The following is a 21,638-nucleotide window of genomic DNA, read 5'->3' on the forward strand; positions in this document are numbered from 1 at the left end:
ACGGTTAGTTTGTATCCTCTTGCATCAAGATTTCAACCAAAATTCCACACGGGTTTACAATGCGGGTAAAGAAAGTGGTTGCAGCTGGTTTGCAACATTATCTAACTTTAAGTTTACAACGCTTGCAATTCGCACTGTTTTTTTATACAGTACTGTTTATTAATACAGTCTTACACCCCTTTTGCCGAAAGAAAATCCATGGACGATAAAAAATCCGCAGCAAATCCTGATAAAAGCAAGGCACTTGCCGCAGCATTGGCACAAATCGAAAAGCAATTCGGCAAGGGTTCGATCATGCGCATGGAAGATGGTGCCGTGGTCGAAGAGGTCCAGGTCGTTTCCACTGGTTCATTAGGTCTTGATATTGCGCTAGGCGTTGGCGGATTGCCGCGCGGTCGTGTGGTCGAAATCTATGGCCCTGAATCATCCGGTAAAACCACGCTGACCCTGCAAACCATTGCTGAAATGCAAAAGCTGGGCGGCACCTGTGCGTTTATTGATGCAGAACATGCGCTTGACGTCGGTTACGCTCAAAAGCTTGGGATCAATCTGGCAGACCTGCTGATTTCACAACCGGATACTGGTGAACAGGCGCTTGAAATTACCGATGCGCTGGTCCGTTCCGGCGGTGTAGATCTGATTGTTATCGATTCCGTTGCCGCATTGACGCCACGCGCCGAAATCGAAGGCGACATGGGCGATTCCTTGCCGGGCTTGCAAGCGCGTCTGATGTCACAAGCATTGCGTAAATTGACTGGCAGCATTAATCGCACGAATACACTGGTGATTTTTATTAACCAGATTCGGATGAAGATTGGTGTCATGTTTGGTAATCCGGAAACAACAACCGGCGGTAACGCACTGAAGTTTTACGCTTCGGTCCGCCTGGATATTCGTCGTACTGGCTCAATTAAATCAGGCGACGAAGTGATCGGTAACGAAACACGCGTAAAAGTTGTGAAGAACAAAATCGCACCACCGTTTAAGGAAGCGCATTTCGACATTCTGTACGGTACAGGTACTTCGCGTGAAGGCGAAATTCTGGATCTTGGATCGGATGCCAAAATCGTTGAAAAATCAGGTGCCTGGTACAGTTATAACGGCGAGCGTATTGGTCAAGGTAAAGACAACGCCCGTAACTACCTGAAAGAGCGCCCAGAACTGGCACGTGAAATCGAAAACAAAGTACGTGCATCACTAGGCGTACCATTACTAGAGGGCGCAGTGTCGACAGAAACCGACAAAGCCGCTGAGAAAGCAGCAAAAGCCGCTGAAAAAGCAGCAGCCAAAGAAGCTGCAGCGTTAGCCGCAAAAGTAGAGTAATCAAAGAAAAGTGAATCGGTCGGGTGGCGCATGGCTCCTCGTCCGATTTTTATTTTGTTCTTGATGAGTGCAAAATAAGCGTGATGAGTGTTAAGTGAGGTTATAGCTTTCTCCTGACTCCTTATGTGCTTTTAAGATTGCGTTTTAAATAAGGTTGCGACGCTGCAAACTTAATGTGCTGTCGTAAAAGCGAACCCAACGTTTTGTAACGTTTTGTTTTTGGGAAATATTTTTTAATAAGGCGGGCTGTGTTACATGACCCGCATCCAGTAATGGCAAAACCAACAGTCAGTCTGAAGGGCAGGGCGCTTCGTTACTTATCGATGCGTGAGCATAGCCGTATCGAGTTAAAGCGTAAGTTATCGCGTTATGTCGAAGAGGGCGATGACATAGAGGTTTTGCTCGATTGGCTTGAGGAGTCTAAATTTTTATCTCAAGAACGCTTCTCCGAATCTCTTATTAATCGGCGCTCTGGACGTTATGGCAATAGCCGCATCGTGATGGAATTAAAAAGTCACGGTATCGCCGCCGATGCGATTAGTGCGGTTAAATCACAGCTTGCAGAAGGCGAATTTGCCCGCGCCCGCGAAGTGTGGGTGAGGAAATTTGGGCGTCAACCGCTTAATGCTATCGAACGCGGCAAACAGATGCGGTTTTTATTGCAGCGCGGATTTTCTCATCGGGCGGTGCAAGCTGCGATTAACAGCGTTGGTGATGACGATGCGTTCGAGCCCGTTGAATCTGATGACGATGGGATTGTTTAGGGCGGACATCAACATATTATTGCCACCGGTTCGGTCCTAATTTGGGCCTTAACCTAATTTGGTTCTTATGATGCCGAAGACGTCTGATGCGTCTAATAGAGTGGATTTTCGACGATCCTCGTACAATCCTTGTACATGCCTGTACATCCTCGCACATTCTTTCATATACGTGATTTAAACAGCTTAAATCGCCCATACGCGGGCGGCCATGCAAATTTACCGTAACTAGGTCATACTGTGAGATTGTTGCAACGCACACAAACTCACCTATTCACTACATCTGTGCTACACTTTTGTGGTTTTTTGCAAACCGCAGGAGCGGCAGCTACTATAGAAACTGTAGTAGCGATAAGCAAAGCAGACCAAAAAAATGTCCCTATTACCTCCTACTTCTCGCAGGGCGCTGACACATACGCGCACCATACAAGTCGACGCGTTTATTCGTGACGATGGCTTATGGGAGTTGGACGCGCACATTACCGATATTAAAGCCAGTGATCTTGAGTTGCCGCACGGAATTTTGCCAGCCGGCGAGGCTGTGCACGATTTATGGCTGCGTTTAACGCTAGACAATCTCTACACCATTACCGAGGTCGCGGTGCATTCTGAGGCCATGCCTTATCCCGGACATTGCAATACCGTCTCCCCTGCCTACAATCAATTAGTTGGCCTGAATCTGTTAAAAGGATTTCGCTATACGTTGAAAGAGCGTGTCGGTGGTGCGCTGGCTTGCACTCATCTGACTGAGCTTGCTCAAATATTGCCGACTGTTGCGCTTCAAGCGTTTTCTGGTGAAACGAGTGTTGGCAGCACGGCACCGACACGGTTGAGTACAGGAGACAAAAAACCATTTCAGGTAGGAAGTTGCTACGCGCTGCGGAGGGATGGAGCGGTTGTCGCGCAATTTTATCCAAAGTGGGCGTCCGCGCGGCCAGAAATTCCTGAGACACAATCCAACATGCCAGTTAGTAAGCCCCCGGACATACAGTCCGAACCCCGTTAGTGTCGTTAATGATTTTGTTGTAATTTAATTCTTAGTGCATTTATCTAGTCCAACCAGCAAGTTAATTTAAATCAGCGTCAGAAGGGAAGCTCGCATGAAAATCCATGAGTATCAGGGCAAAGAAATTCTCCGTAAATTTGGGGTAACAACACCGCGCGGTATTCCGTGCCTGAGCGTCGATGAGGCAGTTAAAGCTGCTGAAACTCTCGGCGGTTCGGTATGGGTCGTGAAGGCACAAATTCATGCAGGTGGTCGCGGTAAAGGCGGCGGCGTGAAAGTGGCTAAATCGCTTGAACAAGTTCGCGAATACGCTAATGAAATCCTGGGCATGCAGCTGATCACGCATCAAACTGGCCCAGAAGGTCAAAAAGTGCGTCGTTTGTTGATCGAAGAGGGCGCAGACATCAAGCAAGAACTATACGTCAGTATGGTAACTGACCGTGTTAGTCAACGCGTGGTGCTGATGGCATCGAGCGAAGGCGGCATGGACATTGAAGAAGTTGCTGAAAGTCATCCGGAAAAAATTCATCAGGTCGTCATTGATCCATCGACAGGACTCACTGACGCAGAAGCGGACAGTATTTCCGCAAAAATCGGCGTACCAGCGGGTTCTATTGCTGACGCTCGGGTACAACTGCAAGGTCTATACAAAGCTTATTGGGATACCGATTGCTCATTGGCCGAAATCAACCCGCTGATCGTCACTGGCTCTGGCAAAATTATTGCTTTGGACGCGAAGTTTAACTTTGATCCTAACGCTTTGTATCGCCAACCTGAAATCGTTGCTTATCGCGATCTGGACGAAGAAGACCCAGCAGAAGTCGAAGCATCGAAATTTGATCTGGCATACATCTCACTCGACGGTAACATCGGTTGCCTGGTAAATGGCGCTGGTCTGGCGATGGCCACGATGGACACGATCAAATTGTTCGGCGGCGAGCCAGCGAACTTCCTTGATGTAGGCGGTGGTGCTACAGCAGAAAAAGTGACTGAAGCATTTAAGATCATGCTGAAGAATCCAAGTTTGAAGGCAATTCTGGTCAATATTTTCGGCGGTATCATGCGTTGTGACGTGATCGCTGAAGGCGTGATCGCTGCATCGAAGGCGGTTTCATTGAGCGTGCCACTTGTCGTGCGCATGAAGGGTACCAACGAAGAAATCGGCAAAAAATTGCTGGCGGAATCGGGCTTGCCTATCATTGCTGCCGACAGCATGGAAGAAGCGGCGCAGAAAGTTGTTGCTGCAGCTAACGGTCAATAATCGCATTGGTTTTAGCGATCTGAGAATTTAGCGACGATCAATTTGCACTTACGTTGACGAATTGATTCACGCTCAAAAATAAGGCAAGGAACAAACATGTCGATCCTGATTAACAAAGATACAAAAGTCGTCACCCAAGGTATCACTGGCAAAACCGGTCAATACCACACGCGCGGTTGCCGTGATTATGCAAATGGCAAAGAAGCTTTTGTCGCTGGCGTGAACCCTAAAAGAGCCGGTGAAGATTTCGAAGGCATTCCTATTTTCGCTAACGTCGCAGAAGCCAAGGCCGCTACCGGCGCTAACGTTTCAGTGATTTATGTGCCGCCAGCAGGCGCGGCAGCAGCGATTTGGGAAGCGGTTGAAGCAGAACTGGATCTGGCGATCTGTATCACGGAAGGTATTCCTGTCCGCGATATGCTGGCATTGAAAGACCGTATGGCTAAATCCGGTAGCAAGACTTTGCTTCTAGGACCAAATTGCCCAGGTCTGATCACGCCGGACGAAATCAAAATTGGTATCATGCCAGGCCATATTCACAAGCGAGGCCGTATCGGTGTGGTATCGCGTTCGGGTACATTGACGTATGAAGCAGTCGGTCAGTTGACCGCGCTGGGTCTGGGTCAATCATCGGCAGTTGGTATCGGCGGCGATCCAATCAACGGCCTGAAACATATCGATATCATGAAGATGTTCAATGACGATCCTGATACCGATGCGGTCATCATGATCGGTGAAATCGGCGGTCCTGATGAGGCTAATGCAGCTTACTGGATCAAAGACAACATGAAAAAGCCGGTCGTTAACTTTATCGCTGGCGTTACAGCGCCTCCGGGCAAACGTATGGGTCATGCCGGTGCGTTGATTTCTGGCGGTGCTGATACAGCACAAGCAAAACTCGACATCATGGAAGCTTGCGGTATCAAAACCACTAAGAATCCGTCTGAGATGGCGCGTTTGTTGATGGCGATGTTGTAATCCGGCTACTTGCCTGATTGTAATTGAATGAATAAAAAGGAGCTTCGGCTCCTTTTTTGTGGCCAGTCGTTAACCGTTTAGTGCTGATTTTGTTATGTCGGCTATTTTCTACGCTACCGAAAATCGCAAGTTTTATGTTGCTTCCCTCAGCAATGACATGGCTACGAGGCTTTTTCAGAGTGGGCCTTCGAGGACTTTGGATGGATGAGATGCCAGACGATTTCGTTATCTACATGGACTGCGATGATTCACTACACAATAGATAAGTTAAGATTTCTCTTGGGAGTTAAGGTGTTTGAACGGCTTCGCCAAACAACCATGTACGTCATCAAGAAATATCTAGTTTTTCGCCTTTTTTTATGTTGCTGTCGTTCTATTAACCAACGAAAATACATTTAGATCAGCATTTGCCTGATATCTATACTCTTTTGATCGCTACTGAAAATGTCCATTCCTTTACGATTTGATTTTTTTGCCAAGACCGATGTTGGCATGGTGCGACCAGAAAATGAGGATGCTATTGCGATAAGCGAGGTTTTGCAACTGGCTATTTTGGCGGATGGGATGGGCGGCTATAACGCGGGCGAAGTGGCAAGTGGCATCGCCACGGTGACAATTCAGCATGCGGTAGAGCGGCATCAACGTGAAAACCAATATAGTCATCCAGATGATCAACCAGCGGTTAGGCGTCTGTGTTTAATTCAGGCTGTTCGAAAGGCCAACAGCACAATTATCGAGACTGCCCGCCAACATCCTGAATATCGCGGAATGGGGACGACGGTGGTGCTGGCGTGGTTTCAGGGTGATTGCGTGAGCATTGCACATGTTGGTGATTCACGCGCCTATGTGTTGCGCAATGGCGAGTTGGCGCAATTAACGCGAGATCATTCTCTGGTACAAGAGCAAATTTCTGCAGGGCTTTTAACGCAAGAACAAGCAGCATTCGCCATGAATCGTAATGTGATTACGCGCGCAGTAGGTGTAGAGCATCAACTGGTAGTCGACGTGCAAGAGCAAGCGGTGGAGGTCGGCGATCTTTTTTTGTTGTGTTCTGACGGCTTATCAGACCGCCTTTCACCACTGCAAATTAAAAACATTATCAACGCCACAAGCGATGATTCGAAAGCAGCATGTGAACTCCTGATAAAAGCCGCTAATGAAGGCGGTGGGCAAGATAATATTTCTGTAGTGTTAATAAAAGTTGTTAGTAATGATGCCCAGAATGACTCCCAATGCAGTGCCGCAGAGCAATTAAAGCCGAGTCATTAACACCTATGGATACCCATTGTGATTCACTCACAAAGCGCTGGGACCCGAGCGCTCATAATTGCACTTGTAGCATCAACGTTTTTAATTTTCTCAACAGGGAAAAACGAGTAGAAATTGATATCAATCCTGAGAAAATGTATTTAAAATAATATTTCTCCAGTTGTCCACATAAAACGAGAGAGATAGGAATGGCGAAGATTGTATTAACCGAAGGGGACAATGTCGTTCAGGAAATGGTCCTCCATAAGGAGCGCACTACCATCGGTCGGCGCCCTCACAATGACCTGGTGATCGACAGCCCCGCTGTTAGCGGTGAACATGCTGTCATCATCACTATCTATAATGATTCGTTTTTGGAAGACCTGAGCAGCACTAACGGCACGCAAGTCAACGGGCATGCCGTTACAAAACATTTTTTACAGCACAACGACGTCATACAGATGGCGAAGTACAAACTGGTGTATCTCGTCGACGCGGTTGAGGATATCAGCGAGGACCACCATCTGAAGATGTTTCCGTCGCTGCGTCCTGATGCGATCGTTACCGTGATTGACGGCCCCGGTGCTGGCAAGAAACTGGCGTTGGTGAAAGTACTGACGACAATTGGCCGTCCTGGTGTTCAAGTTGCCATTGTGGCGCGTAGAGCGCACGGTTATGAGCTAACGCACGTTGAGGGAAATACCTACACGCGTGTCAACGGTGCACCGCTGAAGGTGGGGGCATGGTCGCTATCAGATGGGGATGTAATTGATATTGCAGGAATGACTATGCAGTTTTCCTGGAAACCTCGGAATGGATATCAAAAAATCAATACTGCCGGTAAGCGGTGATTATCTGATCGCGACGCTTAATGCTGCGCGCTCCAGAGATACCCGGACCAAAGCGTCATAAAGCCATAGATATTAATTGACCAAACGTTAAAAAAACTGAAACGCATGGCGTCTTTAGCGGATAACGATTTGGTTTTCTTATTTTTGGGCTGACGAAGGGAGAATGACTTTGCATTCGGTCAGGATGTCCTTACCGAACAAATGAGTAAGTAGCATCTCTTGAGGCAAATGAATCGCCAGCCATTTTTTGGTTGGCGATTTAGATTCAGAGATTAGATGCTAAACGTTAAACAAGAAGTTCAAAACGTCGCCATCTTTCACTACATACTCTTTACCTTCAGCGCGCATCTTGCCAGCTTCCTTAGCGCCAGCCTCACCCTTATACGTAATGAAATCATCGTAAGCGATTGTTTGTGCGCGAATGAAACCGCGTTCGAAGTCAGTATGAATAACGCCTGCTGCTTGGGGCCCGGTATCACCGACGTGGATGGTCCAGGCGCGGACTTCTTTCACGCCCGCAGTGAAATAGGTTTGCAGACCGAGCAACTTAAATGCAGCACGAATCAGACGATCCAGACCCGGCTCTTCCATGCCCATGTCTGCCAGAAACTCGTGTTTGTCGGCTTCATCGAGGTCTGAAATTTCAGATTCAATTGATGCGCAAATTGGTACCATCGGTGCGTTTTGCGACGCGGCGTACGCGGTTAATTGATCGAGCAATGGATTGTTTGTGAAGCCGGTATCTGAAACATTGGCAACATACATCGCGGGCTTTGCCGTAATCAAACAAAGTGGCTTGATCAGCGCCATTTCTTCTTCATCAAGGCCACAAGCGCGTACTGGCTTGGCCTGGTTCAATTCCGGCATCAAACGTTCTAATACTGCGACTAGCTTGGCTGCATCCTTGTCGCCGGATCGGGCCTTTTTGTTTTCGCGATGAATCGCTTTCTCGACCGTTCCCATGTCGGCTAGCGCTAATTCGGTCTGGATAACTTCGATATCGTCTAGCGGGCTGACTTTGCCAGCAACGTGGATGACATTGTCATCTTCAAAGCAGCGTACTACATTGACGATGGCGTCTGTTTCGCGGATATGGGCTAGAAACTGATTACCAAGGCCTTCGCCTTTGGAAGCGCCGGCTACCAGACCAGCGATGTCCACAAACTCAACCGTCGCAGGCAGAATCCGCTCTGGCTTGACAATTTCGGCTAGCGACGTCAAGCGCGGGTCTGGTACTTCCACCATGCCGACATTCGGTTCGATAGTGCAGAATGGATAATTTTCTGCTGGAATGCCTGCTTTAGTCAGTGCATTAAACAGGGTAGATTTGCCAACGTTAGGTAGGCCGACGATGCCGCACTTGAGACTCATGAAAATCTTTCTAGATCAATAGGTTACACAGGAACAGTTACAGATGAAGCGGTCCGGCGCAGTGTCAGGTTAAATGCGCGTCGGCGATTCGAAGTGCCAATAAGCCAGGACGCGTAACGAAGATTCACAACGAGGATGCACAACAGACTTGCAACAGTACCAACAAACTTGGGTGACGTTCACCAATTTTATCGAGACTTTGTTCAAAAAGATGCCTATTGTAACTCTCTCGGAAGGTCTTCTGCCAACGGCGCTGACCTAAAACGGCTGGATATCTGCGAGATCCTGCTTTACATCGGTTTTGTGTGCAAATAGCGCGACTTTCACGCAACATAGGCGCGGTGTAAAGGTTTTCAGATGCATTTTGTCGGTGAACAGGTACGTTCGGCTGAATTGCTGTAAATAGTCTTGCGTGCGTTGCAATCAGAACCACCCGCACCTGGAGTAAAAATGCGTAGTCATGAGCGGACCATTTCTTGTCGATTCGGCGATGATGTGTCACTCACTATCATGAGCTTATATAAAGTTGTGATTTGCCGCGCCTGAATATCAGAAGTAGAAGAGGGTGCGCCGTTCCGGTGCTAGGGAACGGCGCTTGCTTTTTTATGTTTGATCAGAACTTAAAATATTTTAGCGACGCCGAGCTGGAATGTATTGGCTTTATTTCCACTCGCGAACTGACCGCTATAATTTGCAAAGGCAGTTGTATCGGCTGCCAGTTTGATGTTCGCACCCAGATCAAGATGGGTTGTGTTTGCCGCGCTTTGATACCCTGGCATCCCAAAACTGCCACCCATTCCGACCACATGCGCACGGACATCATCCGGCGTATTTTTCAATTCTCTGTCCCACGCTAGTTTGGCAAATGGTTGGATCGTAAAGCCCCACATAGTTTGATTGGAGGTTAATTGCAGCCCAACGCTGGATACTAGCGATGTACGTGTTTGCGCGTCAAAGTGCATGGCTGTGCTGTCGTTACCCAGTTCATCATATGCATCGACCTTTATCTGTTGCCAGGTCAAATTAACCAGAGGACTCAATACGGCGGCGCCTAGTGTGAAGTCATATTGAGCGCCTAAGCGCAGAAGTACTTGATCACCTGAAGTCTTACCGTTTTCGTTACGTAAAGCCTGACCCAGCAAGATACTTCGGGTGACATTGTTATAGTCAAGCAAACCGGCTAAGCCGATAGCATTGACAGCCCATGCGCCATCACGGTATTGGGTATAGGCTGAGATCATGGTTTGATCCAGCTTGAAGTGTCCGGTATTGCTGCCAAAATTTTCTTTATTTTGACCGTAACCAAACGCGGTTCCAATCATCCACTGCCGATTAATCGCGTAATCAATTCCCACTGTGGCACTCGTGGCGGAACCATCCAGGCCCTGCATATTATCGGTTCTGCTGTAGTTACGCTGGGTATTGCCAACTACCGCGTAGGCTTCTGGCTTGCCTACGTTTGCTGGTGCCAGGCCGAATAAACGCAAACGATTATCGATGGCGAGCGTTTGGGCTTGTGTGCCGACTAACGGCGCTGAAGCCAGCATACTAATCTGCGTTGGTGCTAACAATACCGACTGCGCATATTGGGCGAGGATTGCCTGGGCTGCGCCGCTGGGATGCACGCTATCGGCGAATAGGTAGGTCATATTTGCGTTCGGCTCTACTAAGGTAGCTGCCGTGCAAGTGCCAGAATCGGGTGTTGTACATGCCGCTGATATGACATTTTTAAAACCGTATAGCGTCGGATTGCGGATTACTTCATCCAGCAGACTGAAGACATCTAATGCAACAATATTGCCGCCTAACTTGTTCAGACTTTGATTCAAGGTTTGATTAAATGTGTAGGTCGAAGCCGTCCATAATTGCTGTAATCCGAGTTGAGCCGCCAGTGGCGTATTTCCGATATCGGGCAAATTCAATACCATTACTTTTCCTGCGCCAGCGTGTTGCAACGCGCCCACCAATCCTGCAACGTTAACGGCTTCACCCGCGACTAGTCCGACGATCGTTTGTGCGGTGGCTGCTTGCACCGCAGGATCTGGGTCTCCTAGTCCCGCCTGATTCAGGGTTGTATAAGCAAAAACGTCGTTGGAGCCCGCCCATACGGTGTAAAGGGCATTTTTATCCACTTTAGGGTGGCTGGCTAAATAACCATTCACCTGATCGGTGATAGAGGGAGTCAAGTATCCACTCGCCGGATCCAAAGAGGCCTGGCTTGTTTGCGCGCCGCCAACAGCGTAATTTGTTCCGCTCAACGGTACCACGCCATTCGGCGTCAGCACATAAGCTGGGTCGGCAGTCAGGCCATTTTTATGTGCCAGTAATTGCGTCCAGATCAAATCAGGATTGGTCGTAAAAGATGGCTGTTGACCGACACCGGTATAAAAGCCGCTATCCATTAAGGAATCGCCAAAAAAAACCATTTGTGAAAAATTCGAGGCAGACGCGACGGGCGCTATGCACAGGCCTATCCCAATACTGGCGCTGATAGCGAGAGTCCACCCAGTTCTGCGAGCTTGGCATTCCGGGCGCAGAGAAAGTAGTGTTGAAAAAAAAGAAGCGCGACGTGAGAGTGCAAACGGGAGCAGTGCCAAAGAAATTCTCCTAAGATAATTGATGTATTTTGTGTCTGCAGTGATAGGGGCAATCCGTATTTTTTTGGGTAGTTCGGACTACATTTCGATTGCTCTTGTTTTCCGGCTGAGACTGTAAGCAATCATCTATTTTTTTACCGAATACTTCTGAAAATAAAACAGGCGCAGAAAAAACATTATTTCCTCCTAATCTGGTGTTGCGCGCAGTGAGAACATCACTGTTCATTTAGGCACAACGGCCATTAATACAGTGTGAAGCGGCTAATGCGCTCGGCAAGTATGCATAACCATTTTCAAACAACGGTAGAAATGTTGTTATTTTTTCTATTTTGATTATCTCATCATGCCAAGAAAATACATTGATAATTCTACGAATCTCTACATTTCCTGATATTTGGATTGGTTGGCGAAGGTCGAATCGTGCCCCTTTTTTAGTTCGAAACTGTGGATGTAGGTTTTTTGGGCTGTTGGACAATAAAAGTCCGTAGGACACGGGCATTGGACACCATTTTTATAGCAAAGGGCGAGCGGTGATGGAGGTTGGGGAGAAAACGCGCTTCGAACGAGAGTTGCTCGAAGCGCAGAACGTTAGAAGCGTCTTTATTCCATCCTGATAGCGTTAATTGTCATAAGCCTAGATGTGATTGCCCTAGCTTACGCATATTGGCTTCCTTATCTCAGCTAGAACATCGCATTCACTATGATGGCCTCACAAAAAGGAGGCTTCACAACGCATTAACGATAATGATGAGGTCTGTGGTGGTGTTGAGAGTAATGATGATGGTGATGGTGGCGCATCATTGGACGGTGATCTTGTGCTTGCGCGAACGGAATACATCCCAGGACAAGTGCCACAAGGCAAAGTAGCTTTTTCATTTTCACTCCTTCTAGTGGTTGAAGTGTTAACCGCATGGGCAGCGGTACAATATCAAAACGCTATCAAATTGAATTGGTTGACAATGTTTTTATATTAAATGCGTCTTAAAATGGGTCGATTAGCGTCCAAATGAAGCTGAATTTCTCTCTTGATCTAATGGCGCAACGCATCAGCGGAGCTTATTTGGCGGTATGCAATAGCATGGTTGCTTCAGAAAATTTGCCGTCGCACAGCATTGGGATGACTTTTAGGCTTTCTGCGATGGCCTCATCAAGGAGTGGTTGTTCTTCTTTACGTGGTCGATGCAAGACAAAGTCAGCCACAGCCTGTTGTAAATTTAAGGTGCGCGGGTGTCCGATGCCGATGCGCAAGCGCCAGTAGTCTTGCGTTCCGAGTGCAGCGGTAATATCTTTTAGGCCATTGTGACCACCGGATGAACCGCCTTTTTTTAGTTTGGCGATGCCTGGTAACAAATCCAGTTCGTCATGTACCACTAAAACTTCCTCAGGAGAAATTTTATAAAAGCGCGCTAATGCGCCGACGGATTGGCCGGAACGATTCATGAAGGTTTGCGGTTCAAGAAGCCATACTTCTTGCGCATTAATTCTTGTTTTTACCATGAGTGCTTTGAAATCAGCTTTGCGCTGAAGGCTGCAGCCGAGATCTTGCGCCAGATTGTCGACTAGCCAGAAGCCGGCGTTATGGCGTGTTTGCTCGTATTCCGGGCCGGGATTACCGAGGCCAACGATGAGGCGAATAGACATGAGATTCCGAATAAAGCGTGCGGTGGATTTGAGGCGATATAAACGCGAATGGCATTTTGCTTACATCCCATTAGGCAGCTTTACGCTCTTGTATCGATTTTAGGGGTAAATACCCAACTGTTGCAATCTGGTTAGTTCACCGTCAATGTTACGACTATCGTGATTGGGATCGTCCGATAGCTGGTTAGGGATCGTGGATTAGTTGGGTATAAGGATGGTAATAAAAAAAACCCGCCACAAGGGGCGGGTTCTCTCGTCACAAAACATGCTGACTAATTACATTATTTTTTTTCTGCAGCAGGAGCAGCAGCGGCAACAACGGAAGCAGGTACTTCAGCTTCAACCTTACCAGCTGGAATCGCAGCAGTTGCGATTGTCAGATTTTCCTGGCTGACAACTGTCACGCCATTAGGCAACTTCAGGTCGACCAAGTGAATCGAGTGACCCACATCCAGAGCGGACAGATCAACTTCGACGAACTCTGGCAAGTCTTTAGGCAAGCAAGAAATGTCCAGGTCAGTGATAACGTGGCTGATGATACCAGCCGACAATTTCACTGCTGGCGAAACGTCTGCGTTGATGAAATGCAGTGGGACTTTAACGTGGATCGCGTGTGTCGCGTCTACGCGTTGGAAATCTGCGTGCAAGACTAACTGTTTGTATGCGTGGACTTGGAAGTCGCGCAACAACACTTTTTGCACAGCGCCGTCGATTTCCAGATCAAGGATCGAAGAGTGGAATGCTTCTTTCTTCAGCGCGTGGTAAAGCGCGTTGTGATCGAGCGACAGGTTAACTGGCGCGTCAGAACCACCGTATACGATTCCTGGTGTTTGGCCAGCAATGCGCAGGCGGCGGCTCGCTCCGGTACCCAGCTCTTTGCGAACAAATGCGATAACTTTCATTTTGAAACTCCATGTTTGCAAGATTTGCATCTTGCGGTAAAAATCTCCCGCGACCAGGGGATTTAAGTACACCACCGAAAGGGACAATCCCAGTTCGGGGGGTATAAATTCTTAAAAAATATTACGATTCAGCAAATAGCGACATGACTGAGTCGCCTCTGCTAATGCGCTTGAATGTCTCGGCTAGCAACTCTGCGCATGACAATTGGCGAATCTTGCCGCAGGCTTTTGCTTCGGCAGAAAGTGGGATCGTGTCGACTACCACTAATTCGTCTAGCGGAGAATTGACGATGCGCTCGAGGGCCGGACCGGACAATACCGGGTGCGTACAATAAGCAACGACCTTCTTCGCGCCGCGTTCTTTCAATACTTCAGCTGCTTTGGTCAGGGTGCCGGCGGTATCGACCATGTCATCCATAATCACGCAGTTACGGCCTTCGACTTCACCGATGATGTTCATGACTTCGGAAACGTTGGCTTTTGGACGACGTTTATCGATAATAGCCAGATCGCAATTCAGACGTTTTGCCAGAGCCCGAGCACGTACTACGCCGCCGACATCTGGAGAAACGACCAGCAGATCATCATAATTTTTGCTTACCAGGTCACCCAATAAAATGGGCGACGCGTAGATATTGTCAACAGGGATGTCGAAAAATCCCTGAATTTGGTCTGCATGCAGATCCATAATCAATACACGTTCAACGCCAGCTTCCTGCAACATATTGGCAACCACTTTTGCCGAAATCGCAACGCGCGCTGAGCGCGGACGGCGATCCTGGCGAGCATAACCAAAGTAAGGAATTGCCGCAGTAATGCGACCAGCAGAAGCACGTTTAAGTGCATCAACCATCAACATGATTTCCATTAAGCTGTCGTTGGTCGGCGCGCAGGTCGATTGCAGAACGAAGACGTCTTTACCACGGACATTTTCGTTAATTTCGACGGCTATTTCACCATCAGAGAATTTGGTGACGTTCGCTTTGCCCAACGGAATGCCGAGCTGTTTGGCAACTCCAATAGCTAGTTCCGGGTTTGCGTTGCCGGTAAAAACCATAAGGTTTTCGAGTGCCATGGAGATCCCTGAGTACAGTCGTTAAAAGTTAAAAAGCCAAGTTGAAAATCCAAGTTAAAAAGCCGACAATGCCCGACTGTGACAGTCTTGCGTTGGCGGCTTGTTCTTGTATTGTCGTATTTTTCGCGATGCTACGGGCGGTGTTGCTGCCACATAAAACGCTGTTTCTCTTGCTGCCTTGGTGTTAATTATTTTGTACTACCAACAGATACGGATAGCACAAGAACTTTATGGCAGGGGAGGAAGGACTCGAACCTTCGAATGCTGGAATCAAAATCCAGTGCCTTAACCAACTTGGCGACTCCCCTACGCAACTTGTTGTCGATCAAAATCGTCAATGCGCTAATCTAGCGCTTGCATTTCATGACCAACGAATTAGGGACCAGATTATAGCAAATCTTTTAAAGGATGGAAGCTTATTCCTTTAGCTTTCCACACTTTCCAACGTTGAGGTACTAATTTCAGTACTTCATCGGCTTGACTTTCCTGTTCAAAGGCGCAGAAGACGCATGCACCAGAACCGGTCATCCGCGCATTTCCATATGCGTTCAGCCAATTAATGACTTCGGCAACAGCTGGAAAAAGCTTGGTAGCAACGATTTGTAAATCATTCTTTCCGAAGCAATCCTGATGCCCTGAAAAGTCCGCTATTTTGACCAATTTTGTCGTCCGTGTCAATTCTTCTGACGAAAATATTAACGAAGTGGAAATTTGAACGCCGGGTTCGATGACGATGTACCAGTAATCCCGGGTATCGACTGGCATCAGCGTCTCGCCAACACCCTCGGCAAATGCATTTTGACCGAATATAAAAAATGGTACATCCGCTCCTAATTGCAGCCCGATCACCATTAACTCTGCGCGGCTGAAACCACCGTCCCATAGGTGATTTAGTGCCATTAGTGTCGTTGCGGCATCCGATGAGCCGCCTCCCAGACCACCGCCCATCGGCAATATTTTGTTTACGGTAATGTTGGCGCCGGGTGGTGGTTGACCTAATTTTTTTTGCATCGCCGTTTGTAGCAATTTTGCCGCGCGCACGATCAGGTCAGTTTCCGCCGGTATACCTGGAATGTCGGTAATACGTTGAATGATCCCGTCGTCCCGTGTTTCGAAGTCCAGCAGATCACAGTAATCAAGCAATTGAAACACTGTCTGCAATAGATGATATCCGTCTGCGCGCCGCCCATTAACGTGCAGGAAAAGGTTTAATTTGGCAGGAGCAGGGCAGTTTTTAAGCGTACGGGTCATAACGGATAAAGGTGCGGGTAATAAGCGCCGAAAATGGCGCACATGCTGAATTAAGGCCATCCATTCGCAATCTCACTGACCGCTTTGGTCTGTAAGAATGCAATGGCACGATTTAGTGCGGCTGCGCGCTATCAATCACGATACGGATAGCCACGTCGCCAGCTTGCGCGGTATTGCGCGTCAGATCAATGCGTTTCGGCAGGGGGTTGGCGGCGCCTTCTGCAGGCTGCCAACTAGCATATTGAATGGACCAGTGATCGGTGGTAGTAACGGTTGTCACCCCGTTATCGCTGGCCGGATTGACGTTAAAGGGTTTGCTATTGACATCAGTACCAAAGCCCTGCAACCAGTCCCGCAGACCCGCAATGGGCAGTGGCCATCCCAGTGCTTGCGCGGTCAATAGATCGACATCTGCTGCCGTGCGTGATGGCTGACCGGCTTGATGAAGAGTTGATTGTTTGGGTGTTATATCAATGGTCGCCAAAGTTTGACCCAGCGGGGAAAGCAACGTAACGAGCGTGTGCTGGCTAGTTTGCGCCCAGGTGAAGCTGCCGTGCAGCGCTTGTTCTTTGCCATCCTGTTGATAGCGGACCGACAACCGCCCACTTAAATCAATCGCCTGATGATACGAACGACTAACGCCATTAATAGCTGAAGCGGGTGGTGGCGCAGGCGTTGTGAGTGCCGCGCAACCGCTGATCGTCAAAGCGGCAGCCAGGCTAATGGCGGTAAAAGTAGTGCGCTTTGTCAACTGCGCTAATTTCCGATGAAATCCCAGTCCGCCGCTGGAAATCAACGCATTCAACCCTGACGGGATGTCTGTGCTCATCCTCTGCTGCCAAAGGCGGACAATCCAAGGCATTATCATAGGCGGACGTGCAGGCGTGTCAGCGTGCTGGTTAATGCGGCGTTTTTAGGATCTTTGGCCCGGAGTTCGCGCCATATCTTTTGTGCTTCTTCTTTTTTTCCGGTAGTCCATAAGACTTCCCCTAAATGAACGCCGATTTCAACATCGGGTAATTTACCGTAAGCCGCGCGCAGGTGGACTTCTGCCTCTGTCAGATTGCCCATCCGAAATTCTACCCATCCCATGCTATCGAGAATAAATGGGTCTTGAGGGGCAAGTGACAGCGCTTTCTTAATAAGAACCAACGCTTCCGGGAGCCGAATATTGCGCTCGGCGAGCGAGTAACCCAGTGCGTTGTACGCTTGCTGGCTATTAGGTGCAATTTCGATCAATTTGCGCAGCGATGTCTCCATGACGGCAACTTTGTCGAGTTTCTCCGCCACCATGGCATAGTCGTACAACAGATCGGTATTTTTTGGATAGTGTTTGAGCGCGACTTCGAGAACGTGTAGCGCTTCTATATTGCGATTCGCATCGCGCAAGAATTGTGCGTCGACTTGTGTAACCTGAACTTCTTCGCCCTCGCCATTGGTTTCGATTTGTGCCAGAACTTTTCTAGCGCCATCGATATCGCCACGTTTCGCTATTAATTGCGCGCGTCTTAACTGGGTGTCAAGGTAAGCTTCACCCGGACCAACCTTGGCGAGCCATTTGAGTGCGCCGTCAATATCATTTCGCTCTGCAGCCATTTGGGCCAAAATCTGAAGCGCTTGGGTGTTATCGCGATTTTCGTCTGGATGCGTTTCGAGTTTATCAACATATTGGGTGAGGTATTTTTCGGCCGTTTTGGTGTCGCCAATTTGGGCGTTAAGCAAACCGAGGGCCAACAGCGTGGTCAAATCCTCTTTGTCAGTTTTAAGTAATATTTCAAATTGAGCGCGGGCCTTATCGTATTCTTTTTGTTCGACCAAAGTGCGTGCATAGGCGATGCGGACTTCACGCGCTTTAGGGTGGGACGCGAGAAAATCGGTTAGTTCTTTGCCTGCAATTACTTTGTCTGGTGCGACTTGCGCCACAGTCAGGATCGCTAGCTCAGAATCCGGTTTCAGTTGCAATCCGAGATTGGCTTCTTCGATTGCGCGAGGACTGTCGCCATTCGAGAAAGCTGATTGCGCCAGCGCCAGATGCGCTTCCGGCATGCTTAAATACGGCGCTACAATGGTTTCGAGCATCCGCATGGCAGCGACTTTGTCTTGCGCGCGACTTAACAGACGCTGAATTTGGAAGATGATCAATCCGCGCGTTTGCGGCGTGGCATTCGCCACTCGCTGTTCCAAAATTGGCTGTGCTTCTGCCAGATTATTGCTCAGTATGATGAAGCCGAGAAAATACTGTGTTGCCTCTTCTGAATCGGGGGCAAGTTCACGCCACAAGCGAATGGCGACCAATGCGTCGCCGGCTTGTTTGGCGCTGAGTGCCATTTCGGCAGCGCGACGGGCCGGACGCGGATCGCGGGTCTGTTTAGCCACACTCATTAATGTGACGTAGGCTGATTGCCAGTTGCCGCGCTGAAATGCGATCTCAGAGCTCAACTCTTTGAACAAAATTTCACTGGTTAATTCGACCAACGGTAGGTGCTCATCGGCCTTCTTAACGTTGGCATCGGATGTGTCGTCATCCGATTTTGGCGCAGACGACGCCATTTTTTCGGTGGGCGTATCTTTCGTATCACCGGTGCTATTGGTTGGCGCCAGGCCTGCACATGCAGACAACAAGGTCGAGAGCGTTACAATGGCAAGAGCTTTTTTCAAGGCATTATCCTGACTAGCAAAGCAGAGTTGTAGGGCAGTTCTAATAAAATCAGTGTTTGCTGCAGCTAAACTTTTTAAAGTTAGCCTTGATTTTACGCCCAACCAGAGCGGAATGTGCGACTGCCCCACGGGATTGCAGTTTACGCGTTATCTTAGAATCCGCTTACTATTTGCGGCCTTAACGGCGCTGGTCTATTCCAAGTTCACAATAACGTCGCGTAAAAAACGGCATAGCTGAAATGCACCCGGCATTTTGAGGTGTGTTCGTGTGTTTATTGCGAAGTGAGCGCCAAATCGATGGTCACTCGTGACTACGCAGTAAGATAATGGGCTGATTTTCAAAGTGATATCATCGGGTTATCATCATCTAACTTTTTTGAATGCGTGTACGTTATGCCAGAACTCCCAGAAGTTGAAGTGACGAGACGTGGGGTCGCGCCTTATATTGAAGGCAAGATGGTTACCGAAGTAGTGTTACGGCGGAGTGGACTGCGTTGGCCTTTTCCCTTGGAACTGTCGTTAAGTCTGAGCGGTCGCACGGTTCGCGGTACGGGCCGACGTGGTAAATATTTATTGATTCATTTTGATCATGGTACCTTGATCGTTCACCTTGGCATGTCAGGAAATTTGCGTATTTTGCCACTGGCAACGCTCCCCAAAAAGCATGATCATTTCGATTTAGTTGTTGGTCAGCAGTTGATGCGGATGAACGACCCACGTCGTTTTGGCGCAGTACTCTGGCATGCTATGGAAGACGGCCCGGTTGCGCAGCATGTCTTGTTGGCCAAGCTTGGACTGGAACCGTTAGAAGATGTTTTTTCAGGCGATATTTTGTACGCCCAAACACGTCATCGCAGCGCACCGATCAAGCAGGTATTGTTGGCTGGAGATATTGTTGTTGGTGTTGGCAATATTTATGCGTGTGAAAGTTTATTTGAGGCGGGCATCAATCCAAAGACTGCCGCACAGAGGATCGGCAAGGCGCGGTATGCTAAATTAGCCAGCGCGATCCGCGATATTCTCGCGCGTGCTATCGAAAAAGGCGGCAGCACTTTGCGGGATTTTGTTGGTGCTGATGGCCGCTCTGGCTATTTTCAACAGAGTTATTTTGTCTATGATCGTGCCGGAGAGCCTTGTCGGGTCTGCGGTTCGTTGATCGAGCAAATGAAGCAAGGGCAGCGTTCGACTTTTTATTGTAAAACGTGTCAAAAATAAAATTAAGTAATGGCAATTAATCTGCGGCGTATCGGAGCCGCTTACTATACTGACCTTTATTCGAAGACCAGAAGTTACCGATTGCTAGTTTTAAATAGAAAATCGAATCTGCATCGGAGTGACGCAAATGCGTTGAATGGGGCAAAATTGAGGCTGACTTCGCATAAATAAGCGCCGCCAGATGGGCTTAACCCACAAAACAATCGTTGAAAGTAGCCGTATAAATGAAGCGTGTCGTGAAGAATTCTCTTGCCAGTGATGGCGTCCTTATTGCGAATAATATCGCTGCCAATAGTGCTGAAGGTGTCGTTGCCGCGGACGTGAGCAAGACCCTATCAGACAACAATCAGCACCTCGTCCATTACGTTGATCCCACGTTTTCTGATGCTGTGATTAGATGGCAGAAACAGCACGGACGGCACGCGTTACCTTGGCAAAATACGCGTGATCCCTATCGGGTCTGGCTCTCGGAAATCATGCTTCAGCAGACACAAGTGACAGCGGTAATTCCTTATTATCAAAAGTTTATGGTGCGCTTTCCAAGCCTGCACAGTCTGGCAGAAGCGCCGAGTGAGGATGTGATGGCGCATTGGGCTGGATTGGGTTACTACACGCGCGCCCGCAATTTGCATCGCTGCGCGCAGCGCGTTGTGGCGGAGTACGGTGGTGTATTTCCCAGCGATCCCTTATTGCTAGAAGATTTGCCTGGCATCGGACGGTCGACCGCTGCGGCCATCGTTGCGTTTTCCTACGGTGTGCGCGCAGCTATTTTGGATGGTAATGTCAAACGCGTATTCGCTCGCGTATTCGGTATTGACGGTTACCCCGGCGCTAAGCAAATTGAGTTACCCATGTGGCGTCGGGCTGTGGATTTGTTGCCGGAGCAAGGTGTCGAATCTTATACTCAAGGCCTGATGGATTTAGGAGCAACACTTTGCACGCGCAGCAAACCGTCTTGTATGGCTTGTCCCTTGGCGCAACGTTGCGTTGCGCTGGCGACTAATAGAGTGGCGGAGTTGCCTGTACGTAAGCCGAAAAAGACAATTCCAGAGAAGCAAACGGGTATGTTGGTGATTGTTGATGGAAACCAGGTACTTCTGGAGCAACGACCAGATAGCGGTATTTGGGGCGGATTATTATCGCTGCCAGAGTTCGATATGGAGCATGATATTGAATCATCAGTGACGCGGCTGACAGCCCCCTTTGGTACGGTGGCTTCGTGTGAGCCATTACAGTCTTTCCTGCATGTTTTCACCCATTTCAAGCTTCAGATTTCCCCTTATGAAATCCGGCTTGAACGCCGACTTAATATGGCGGCGCAATCAGCGTATGTTTGGTATTCGGCAGAAAAATTAGCAGATGCACCGTTGCCAGCGCCAGTCAAAAAATTATTGCTGGCAGTGTTTCGCCAGGCTGATCTTTTTGTGTAAGCGCACTACGAAATGTTTAATGCGCCACTGCGTCATCAAACCTGATCAGATATTAATTGAACGACATAGG

General features: G+C 48.5%; 17 protein-coding genes and 1 tRNA gene. 9 read left to right on the top strand and 9 right to left on the bottom strand.

Translation table 11 applies throughout. The features are described 5' to 3' along the window. Window positions 1-198 precede the first annotated feature (198 nt). The 7 genes from recA to QN379_RS09425 all read left to right on the top strand — a co-directional run bounded on the left by recA (window position 199) and on the right by QN379_RS09425 (window position 7,428). Window positions 199-1,323, top strand: coding sequence for a recombinase RecA (recA, locus tag QN379_RS09395; RefSeq protein WP_322233509.1), 1,125 nt, complete (start codon window positions 199-201; stop codon window positions 1,321-1,323). Between the two features lie 272 nt (window positions 1,324-1,595). Next, window positions 1,596-2,087: a recombination regulator RecX gene (gene recX / locus QN379_RS09400; RefSeq protein WP_323506534.1), complete on the top strand. Its 492-nt coding sequence runs from the start codon at window positions 1,596-1,598 to the stop codon at window positions 2,085-2,087. 370 nt (window positions 2,088-2,457) lie between these two features. Continuing rightward, the gene (locus tag QN379_RS09405) at window positions 2,458-3,090 is read left to right on the top strand and encodes a DUF2889 domain-containing protein (RefSeq protein ID WP_322233505.1); all 633 of its coding nucleotides are present in this window, start codon (window positions 2,458-2,460) and stop codon (window positions 3,088-3,090) included. Between the two features lie 70 nt (window positions 3,091-3,160). Further along, window positions 3,161-4,351, top strand: a complete 1,191-nt coding sequence (gene sucC / locus QN379_RS09410) for an ADP-forming succinate--CoA ligase subunit beta (protein ID WP_322240246.1) — start codon at window positions 3,161-3,163, stop codon at window positions 4,349-4,351. 96 nt (window positions 4,352-4,447) lie between these two features. After that, on the top strand, window positions 4,448-5,329 hold the full coding sequence (gene sucD, locus QN379_RS09415) for a succinate--CoA ligase subunit alpha (RefSeq protein WP_205323055.1): 882 nt from the start codon (window positions 4,448-4,450) through the stop codon (window positions 5,327-5,329). Between the two features lie 444 nt (window positions 5,330-5,773). Further along, window positions 5,774-6,598, top strand: a complete 825-nt coding sequence (locus QN379_RS09420) for a Stp1/IreP family PP2C-type Ser/Thr phosphatase (protein WP_323506535.1) — start codon at window positions 5,774-5,776, stop codon at window positions 6,596-6,598. A 188-nt stretch (window positions 6,599-6,786) separates the two neighbouring features. Then, the gene (locus QN379_RS09425; protein WP_323506536.1) at window positions 6,787-7,428 is read left to right on the top strand and encodes an FHA domain-containing protein; all 642 of its coding nucleotides are present in this window, start codon (window positions 6,787-6,789) and stop codon (window positions 7,426-7,428) included. A gap of 279 nt (window positions 7,429-7,707) precedes the next feature. Here QN379_RS09425 and ychF read toward each other — a convergent pair whose 3' ends face one another. The 9 genes from ychF to QN379_RS09470 all read right to left on the bottom strand — a co-directional run bounded on the left by ychF (window position 7,708) and on the right by QN379_RS09470 (window position 18,923). Then, window positions 7,708-8,799 carry a redox-regulated ATPase YchF gene (ychF, locus tag QN379_RS09430; protein WP_322233497.1) on the bottom strand — a complete coding sequence of 364 codons (1,092 nt, stop codon included), beginning with the start codon at window positions 8,797-8,799 and terminating at the stop codon, window positions 7,708-7,710. Between the two features lie 620 nt (window positions 8,800-9,419). Next, on the bottom strand, window positions 9,420-11,225 hold the full coding sequence (locus QN379_RS09435; RefSeq protein WP_323506554.1) for an autotransporter outer membrane beta-barrel domain-containing protein: 1,806 nt from the start codon (window positions 11,223-11,225) through the stop codon (window positions 9,420-9,422). Between the two features lie 1,227 nt (window positions 11,226-12,452). Further along, window positions 12,453-13,037, bottom strand: coding sequence for an aminoacyl-tRNA hydrolase (gene pth, locus QN379_RS09440; RefSeq protein ID WP_322233495.1), 585 nt, complete (start codon window positions 13,035-13,037; stop codon window positions 12,453-12,455). A 281-nt stretch (window positions 13,038-13,318) separates the two neighbouring features. Continuing rightward, window positions 13,319-13,939, bottom strand: a complete 621-nt coding sequence (locus tag QN379_RS09445) for a 50S ribosomal protein L25/general stress protein Ctc (protein WP_322233493.1) — start codon at window positions 13,937-13,939, stop codon at window positions 13,319-13,321. A 121-nt stretch (window positions 13,940-14,060) separates the two neighbouring features. Beyond that, window positions 14,061-15,014: a ribose-phosphate pyrophosphokinase gene (locus tag QN379_RS09450; protein ID WP_205323061.1), complete on the bottom strand. Its 954-nt coding sequence runs from the start codon at window positions 15,012-15,014 to the stop codon at window positions 14,061-14,063. A gap of 231 nt (window positions 15,015-15,245) precedes the next feature. Then, window positions 15,246-15,322 (bottom strand) — tRNA-Gln (locus QN379_RS09455). A gap of 79 nt (window positions 15,323-15,401) precedes the next feature. Then, the gene (gene ispE, locus QN379_RS09460) at window positions 15,402-16,265 is read right to left on the bottom strand and encodes a 4-(cytidine 5'-diphospho)-2-C-methyl-D-erythritol kinase (protein WP_322240242.1); all 864 of its coding nucleotides are present in this window, start codon (window positions 16,263-16,265) and stop codon (window positions 15,402-15,404) included. Between the two features lie 112 nt (window positions 16,266-16,377). After that, complete coding sequence (locus QN379_RS09465) at window positions 16,378-17,094, bottom strand: outer membrane lipoprotein LolB (RefSeq protein WP_322233491.1); 717 nt, start codon at window positions 17,092-17,094, stop codon at window positions 16,378-16,380. 35 nt (window positions 17,095-17,129) lie between these two features. After that, the gene (locus tag QN379_RS09470) at window positions 17,130-18,923 is read right to left on the bottom strand and encodes a tetratricopeptide repeat protein (RefSeq protein WP_323506537.1); all 1,794 of its coding nucleotides are present in this window, start codon (window positions 18,921-18,923) and stop codon (window positions 17,130-17,132) included. A 393-nt stretch (window positions 18,924-19,316) separates the two neighbouring features. On the opposite strand from QN379_RS09470, the gene mutM reads away from it, so the two are divergent. Next, window positions 19,317-20,138 carry a bifunctional DNA-formamidopyrimidine glycosylase/DNA-(apurinic or apyrimidinic site) lyase gene (mutM, locus tag QN379_RS09475; RefSeq protein ID WP_322233487.1) on the top strand — a complete coding sequence of 274 codons (822 nt, stop codon included), beginning with the start codon at window positions 19,317-19,319 and terminating at the stop codon, window positions 20,136-20,138. 320 nt (window positions 20,139-20,458) lie between these two features. Then, window positions 20,459-21,568: an A/G-specific adenine glycosylase gene (mutY, locus tag QN379_RS09480; RefSeq protein WP_323506555.1), complete on the top strand. Its 1,110-nt coding sequence runs from the start codon at window positions 20,459-20,461 to the stop codon at window positions 21,566-21,568. Window positions 21,569-21,638 lie beyond the last annotated feature (70 nt).

It is taken from the genome of Glaciimonas sp. Gout2 (assembly GCF_035018905.1).
Lineage (GTDB): Bacteria > Pseudomonadota > Gammaproteobacteria > Burkholderiales > Burkholderiaceae_D > Glaciimonas.

What these genes read in the sequence shown, in the direction of transcription:
- recA (WP_322233509.1), top strand. Translation starts at nt 199, where the DNA reads ATGGACGATAAAAAATCCGCAGCAAATCCTGATAAAAGCAAGGCACTT.
- recX (WP_323506534.1), top strand. Translation starts at nt 1,596, where the DNA reads ATGGCAAAACCAACAGTCAGTCTGAAGGGCAGGGCGCTTCGTTACTTA.
- QN379_RS09405 (WP_322233505.1), top strand. Translation starts at nt 2,458, where the DNA reads ATGTCCCTATTACCTCCTACTTCTCGCAGGGCGCTGACACATACGCGC.
- sucD (WP_205323055.1), top strand. Translation starts at nt 4,448, where the DNA reads ATGTCGATCCTGATTAACAAAGATACAAAAGTCGTCACCCAAGGTATC.
- QN379_RS09420 (WP_323506535.1), top strand. Translation starts at nt 5,774, where the DNA reads ATGTCCATTCCTTTACGATTTGATTTTTTTGCCAAGACCGATGTTGGC.
- QN379_RS09425 (WP_323506536.1), top strand. Translation starts at nt 6,787, where the DNA reads ATGGCGAAGATTGTATTAACCGAAGGGGACAATGTCGTTCAGGAAATG.
- ychF (WP_322233497.1), bottom strand. Translation starts at nt 8,799, where the DNA reads ATGAGTCTCAAGTGCGGCATCGTCGGCCTACCTAACGTTGGCAAATCT.
- QN379_RS09435 (WP_323506554.1), bottom strand. Translation starts at nt 11,225, where the DNA reads ATGGTTTTTTTTGGCGATTCCTTAATGGATAGCGGCTTTTATACCGGT.
- pth (WP_322233495.1), bottom strand. Translation starts at nt 13,037, where the DNA reads ATGTCTATTCGCCTCATCGTTGGCCTCGGTAATCCCGGCCCGGAATAC.
- QN379_RS09445 (WP_322233493.1), bottom strand. Translation starts at nt 13,939, where the DNA reads ATGAAAGTTATCGCATTTGTTCGCAAAGAGCTGGGTACCGGAGCGAGC.
- QN379_RS09450 (WP_205323061.1), bottom strand. Translation starts at nt 15,014, where the DNA reads ATGGCACTCGAAAACCTTATGGTTTTTACCGGCAACGCAAACCCGGAA.
- ispE (WP_322240242.1), bottom strand. Translation starts at nt 16,265, where the DNA reads ATGACCCGTACGCTTAAAAACTGCCCTGCTCCTGCCAAATTAAACCTT.
- QN379_RS09465 (WP_322233491.1), bottom strand. Translation starts at nt 17,094, where the DNA reads ATGAGCACAGACATCCCGTCAGGGTTGAATGCGTTGATTTCCAGCGGC.
- mutM (WP_322233487.1), top strand. Translation starts at nt 19,317, where the DNA reads ATGCCAGAACTCCCAGAAGTTGAAGTGACGAGACGTGGGGTCGCGCCT.